At 61.9% G+C, this 5,266-nt stretch carries 3 protein-coding genes; 2 read left to right on the top strand and 1 reads right to left on the bottom strand.

Annotated elements, in window-relative coordinates; translation table 11 throughout:
- Together fdhF and EOA86_RS20865 are read left to right on the top strand one after the other, a co-directional pair.
- Nucleotides 1–2,600, top strand: a 2,600-nt coding sequence (gene fdhF / locus EOA86_RS20870) for a formate dehydrogenase subunit alpha (RefSeq protein WP_128343374.1), incomplete at its 5' end; no start/stop codon positions are given.
- Nucleotides 2,601–3,296: 696 nt separating this feature from the next.
- Complete coding sequence (locus EOA86_RS20865; protein ID WP_128343373.1) at nt 3,297–4,091, top strand: inositol monophosphatase family protein; 795 nt, start codon at nt 3,297–3,299, stop codon at nt 4,089–4,091.
- Here the strand turns inward: EOA86_RS20865 and EOA86_RS20860 are convergent.
- Entirely contained in the window at nt 4,081–5,157 is a 1,077-nt protein-coding gene (locus EOA86_RS20860) for an ABC transporter ATP-binding protein (protein WP_128343376.1), read from the bottom strand. The genes EOA86_RS20865 and EOA86_RS20860 overlap by 11 nt on opposite strands.
- Nucleotides 5,158–5,266 lie beyond the last annotated feature (109 nt).

The raw sequence follows: 5,266 nt of genomic DNA, 5'->3' as shown, positions 1-5,266 counted from the left end.
CCGCCTCCTGCATCCGCAAACCTTCCGCCGGAATGGTGGTGAAGACGGATACCGAACGGGCCAGGAAATCGCGCGAGATCGTGTTCGAGCTTCTCGCCAGCAATATGCGGCCGGCGGCCGACGGTCCGGATCAGCAGTCGATGTTCTGGCAGTGGGCTGGTTCGATGGGGATCTCGGGCGATCGCTATAGCTCAAAATTTGCCAGCGACGATGTTCGGCCGGAATTCGACATCACGAATCCCGCCATTGCCGTCAATCTCGATTCCTGCATCACTTGCGGCGCCTGTGTGCGGGCCTGCCGCGAGGTCCAGGTCAACGATGTGATCGGCATGGCCGAGCGCGGCAATCACTCGCTTCCCGTCTTCGATATGCATGATCCGATGGGCCTGTCGACTTGTGTCACCTGCGGTGAATGCGTTCAGGCCTGCCCGACCGGCGCGCTCTACGAAAAGTCGCTGATGGACAAGACAGGCAAGACCCGCGTCATACAGGAATTCGACAAGGTCATCGACACGCTGTGCCCGTTCTGTGGCGTCGGCTGCCAGACCAGCGTTGCCGTCAAGGACAACAAGATCGTCCAGGTCGATGGCCGTAACGGCTATGCCAACGAGAACCGGCTCTGCGTCAAGGGGCGTTTCGGCTTCGATTATGCCATGTCGCCTGAACGGCTGACGAAGCCGCTTATCCGCCGCGACGACGCCCCGAAATCGGGCGATTTGGACATGCGCGGCGTCGATCCGCTGACCGTGTTTCGCGAGGCTACCTGGGAAGAGGCGCTCGCGCGTGCCACCGGCGGGCTGAAGCGCATTCTCAAGGATCATGGCGGGCAGGCGCTGGCCGGCTTCGGTTCGGCGAAAGGCTCCAACGAAGAGGCTTATCTGTTCCAGAAGCTGGTGCGCCAAGGCTTCGGCACCAACAATGTCGACCATTGCACGCGGTTGTGCCACGCATCGTCGGTCGCAGCACTCATGGAAGGCGTCGGTTCGGGAGCAGTTTCGGCGCCCTTCAACGACGCGCTGAAGGCCGAATGCATCATCGTCATCGGCGCGCGGCCGACCACCAACCATCCGGTCGCCGCGACCTATTTCAAGCAGGCGGCCAAGCGCGGCGCCAAGCTGATCGTCATGGACCCGCGTGGCCAGGACCTGATGCGCCATGCGTCGCATTCGCTGCGGTTCAAGGCTGGCAGCGACGTCGCCATGCTGAACGCGCTGATCCACGTCATCGTTGAGGAAAAGCTCTACGACGAGCAGTATATCCAGGCCAACGCTTCCGGATTCGAGGCGCTGAAGGCCAAGGTGAAGGATTTTTCGCCCGAAGCGATGGCCGAGGTCTGCGGTGTCGAGGCGAGCGTTCTACGCGACGTCGCCCGCACCTACGCGACCGCCGAGCGGTCGATCATCTTTTGGGGCATGGGCATTTCCCAGCACACACACGGGACCGATAATGCGCGCTGCCTGATCGCTCTGGCGCTGATCACCGGACATGTCGGCCGGCCGGGAACCGGCCTGCACCCGCTGCGCGGCCAGAACAACGTGCAGGGCGCATCCGATGCCGGGCTCATCCCGATGTATTTCCCCGACTATAAATCGGTCGAGAACATCGACATCCGCGGCGCCTACGAGAACTTTTGGGGCCAGACGCTGGACCCCAAACGGGGCCTGACGGTCGTCGAAATCATCGACGCCATCCATGAAGGCGAAATCAAGGGCATGTACATAATGGGCGAGAACCCGGCCATGTCCGATCCGGACCAAACCCATGCCCGGCAAGCACTGGCCATGCTCGACCATCTCGTGGTGCAGGACATCTTCCTGACCGAGACCGCCTGGCATGCAGATGTGGTGCTGCCGGCCTCGGCACATGCCGAAAAGCTCGGCACATACACCAACACCAACCGGCAGGTGCAGATTGGGCGTCCAGCGCTCGAACTGCCAGGCCAAGCGCGTCAGGACTGGGAACTGATCGTCGAACTGGCGAGGCGCGTGGGTCTGGACTGGAATTACGGCCATGTGTCGGATGTCTATGCCGAGATGGCCAGCGTCATGCCTTCGCTCAAACACATCTCCTGGGATCGCGTCGAACGCGAGGGATCGGTTGTCTATCCGGCCGACGGCCCCGACAAGCCGGGCAACGAGATCATCTTCTCGTCCGGATTCCCGACCGCGGACGGACGCGGCCGCATCGTGCCGGCCGATTTGCTACCGCCCGATGAGGTGCCCGATGAAGAGTTTCCACTGGTGCTCACCACCGGCCGCCTGCTCGAGCATTGGCACACCGGCGCCATGACGCGCCGGGCGGGCGTGCTGGACGCGATCGAGCCACACGGGATCGCCGCGATGAACCCTTATGAGATCAAACGGCACGGCCTACGCCAAGGGGAGATGATTGCGGTCGAGACGCGGCGCGGCACGGTGGACGCCATCCTCCGCGCCGATCGGGAGGTCGCCGACGGCATGGTCTTCATGCCGTTCTGCTTCAACGAAAGTCCGGCCAACATGCTCACCAACCCGATGCTGGACCCCTACGGCAAGATTCCGGAGTTCAAATACTGCGCCGCACGAATTTCGTCGGCGGCGAAGGCCGAAGCTGCCGAATGAAACCGATATCACGCCATCTACACGACCCAGAGGGCTGGGCGTGCCATTGGTCGCGGCCCGCAGCCCGCGTTCGCTTCGCAAGCGTCTCCGAACTGTGCGGTTCTGTCCGGCCTAACGTCCATCTGGTCAAGCTCTGAGGCCGAGGCAATTGAAGCGGCTGGCCTGCTGGCCGCAGCCCGTCCAAGTGGATGAGCACCTTGGCGAGAATGACCGCTCCGCAACAGGCTTCCTTCCACCCGCCGATTTCGAACGAGTCGCTTACTCCTACTTCGCTAATCCACATGAGAGTGTCCGCGGATGGGACCGTGCGATGCCCAGGAACTCAAAGTACGGGCCGTGTTTCGCTTCTTTGGGACCCATCCGACGGTGATATTGCTTTCGTCGCACGGCGGTGTCGGCACGCTCTTGCTCTGCGGGCTACTGGATGCGCCGATTTCGCGCAGTCGGGATCAACCGTTCCCTGTGACATTTCTTCACTTTCGAGTGGCCGGGATACGAGGTCATCCACGAGTGGCGGCCGATCGCCGAGGGTTAAACTCAAGCTTTCCCCCCGAAAAATCGGCGATCAATACAAACGGCTGACGGAACGAACGGAAGCAGAAACAATGACACAATTACCTGCGTGAATGATCCTGATCAGCGGAAGGCGATGACATCTGCTTTGACAAGAGGTGGATCAACAAAGAGCGAGGGCCCATGGCGGGTGACAATAAGGATCGGATGCTGTTTGGGACTGTGTTGGCGCGGCGCGGCGGCGAGCTCGGCCTGCAATATTTCCGACAACTGGATACACTCACAATCGAGAGCAAGGGTCATCAGGACCTGGTTTCCGAGGCCGACCGGAATGTCGAGGCGTTTATCCGCCAGGAGCTTGCGACTCAGTACCCGGAAGACGGCGTTATCGGAGAGGAACACGCCGCACTAGCGGGCGGATCGGGTTACACCTGGGTGATAGATCCGATCGACGGCACTGCCAATTTCGTGCGCGGCATCCCAGCCTGGACCGTCGTCATCGCCTGCGTCAAGGAGGGGGTGACGGTCGTGGGCGTCATCCACGAACCGTCTACCGGCGAGACTTTTTATGGACGACGCGGCGGCGGAGCTTTCCTCAACGAGCGGCCCATAAAGACAAGTCCGACGACGAGTCTGATGCAAGGCTCGGTCGGAACCGGCTTCTCCAATCGTCGTGAAGCTCGTGCCGTCGCCAAACTGATCGATCTCCTGCTTCAGGAGGGCGGCGTCTTTTTCCGCAATGCATCTGGTGCGCTTATGCTTGCCTACGTCGCGTCGGGCAGGCTGCTCGCCTATGTCGAGGAGCATATGAACGCTTGGGACTGCCTCGCCGGCATGCTTCTGGTCGAAGAGGCCGGCGGATTGGTCATCCCTCCCGATCCGAAAACGGTCCTGGAGGAAGGAACACTGGTCATCGCGGGCGGTAAGGGCGTGTTCGACAAGGTCCACGCGCTTTGCAAAGAGGCGTTCAGTCTGTGATCAGCACGGGTCCGCGTTCGGGAAAGCCGATGCTCACCGGCTGCCCCGCTCGAAGCGCCGTATCGACATCCGGCGAGATCACGAAGACCTCGCCGAATTGCGTGGCGACCACGAATTCGAGGTGGCTGCCGACATAGGTCACTTTTTCAAGCGTGCCGGGCAAAGTGCCGGGTCTATCCGGCTCGCCAATCTCCAGGCGGCCTGGTCGCACCGCCAGCTTGGCTGGCCCTGGTTTGCGGCCGCGAGCCGGCAGCTTCAGGACGGCGGATCCCAGATGCACGGTGGCGCCGTCGCCCTCGACCGAAACCACCTCGCATTGGAACATGTTGGCTTCGCCGATGAAGTCGGCCACGAAAGCATTTGCGGGCTGCTCGTAGAGCTCGCGTGGCGTGCCGTCTTGGGCAATCACCGCATTGTTCATGACAATGATGCGATCGGAGACGGCGAGCGCTTCCTCCTGGTCGTGGGTGACATAGACGACGGTCAGGCCGAGCTTCTGCTGGATCTCGCGGATTTCCTCGCGCACGCGCCGGCGCAGCTTGGCATCCAGGTTCGACAAAGGCTCGTCGAAGAGCAGCACCTGCGGCTCCAGAACCAGCGCCCGCGCCACCGCGACGCGTTGTTGCTGTCCGCCAGAAAGCTGGCTCGGCAGGCGGTCGCCGAAATTGGACAGTCCGACCAGCTCAAGCCCTGCTCTGGCCCTCTCGGTCGTCTCCTTCTTGCCGAAGCCGGAAAAGCCCAGGCCGTATTCGACGTTTTGGGTCACGGTCATGTGCGGGAAAAGCGCGTAGGATTGAAACACCATGGAGACATCACGATCAGTAGCCGGCAACCGGGTGACGTCGGCGCCTCCGATCAGGATCTGGCCGCTCGTCACCATTTCCAGTCCGGCGATCATGCGCAAGGTTGTCGTCTTGCCGCAGCCCGACGGTCCAAGCAGGGTGACCAGCTTCCCGGCCTCGATGAACAGCGAGATGTCGTTGACGGCGGGCGCCTTGCTCCTGCCGTAGATCTTGGTGACATTCCTGAACTCGACTGAGGCGGCATTGCTGCGAATTTCGGCCATCATCCGCCTCCCGAGATCGCCGGCTGTGGACGCGCCACGACCGCCTGGCTGACATTGGTTCGCGACTGCGCCAGATCGCCGTCGAGACCACGCCTGCCAATCATGCGGC

It is taken from the genome of Mesorhizobium sp. M5C.F.Ca.IN.020.32.2.1 (assembly GCF_004023105.1).
GTDB classification, from domain to species: domain Bacteria; phylum Pseudomonadota; class Alphaproteobacteria; order Rhizobiales; family Rhizobiaceae; genus Mesorhizobium; species Mesorhizobium wenxiniae.
This window is presented reverse-complemented; position numbering and strand designations above follow the sequence as displayed.

Excerpts from the sequence above, each read along its gene's own strand:
- EOA86_RS20865 (WP_128343373.1), top strand. The coding sequence starts at position 3,297 with ATGGCGGGTGACAATAAGGATCGGATGCTGTTTGGGACTGTGTTGGCG.
- EOA86_RS20860 (WP_128343376.1), bottom strand. The coding sequence starts at position 5,157 with ATGGCCGAAATTCGCAGCAATGCCGCCTCAGTCGAGTTCAGGAATGTC.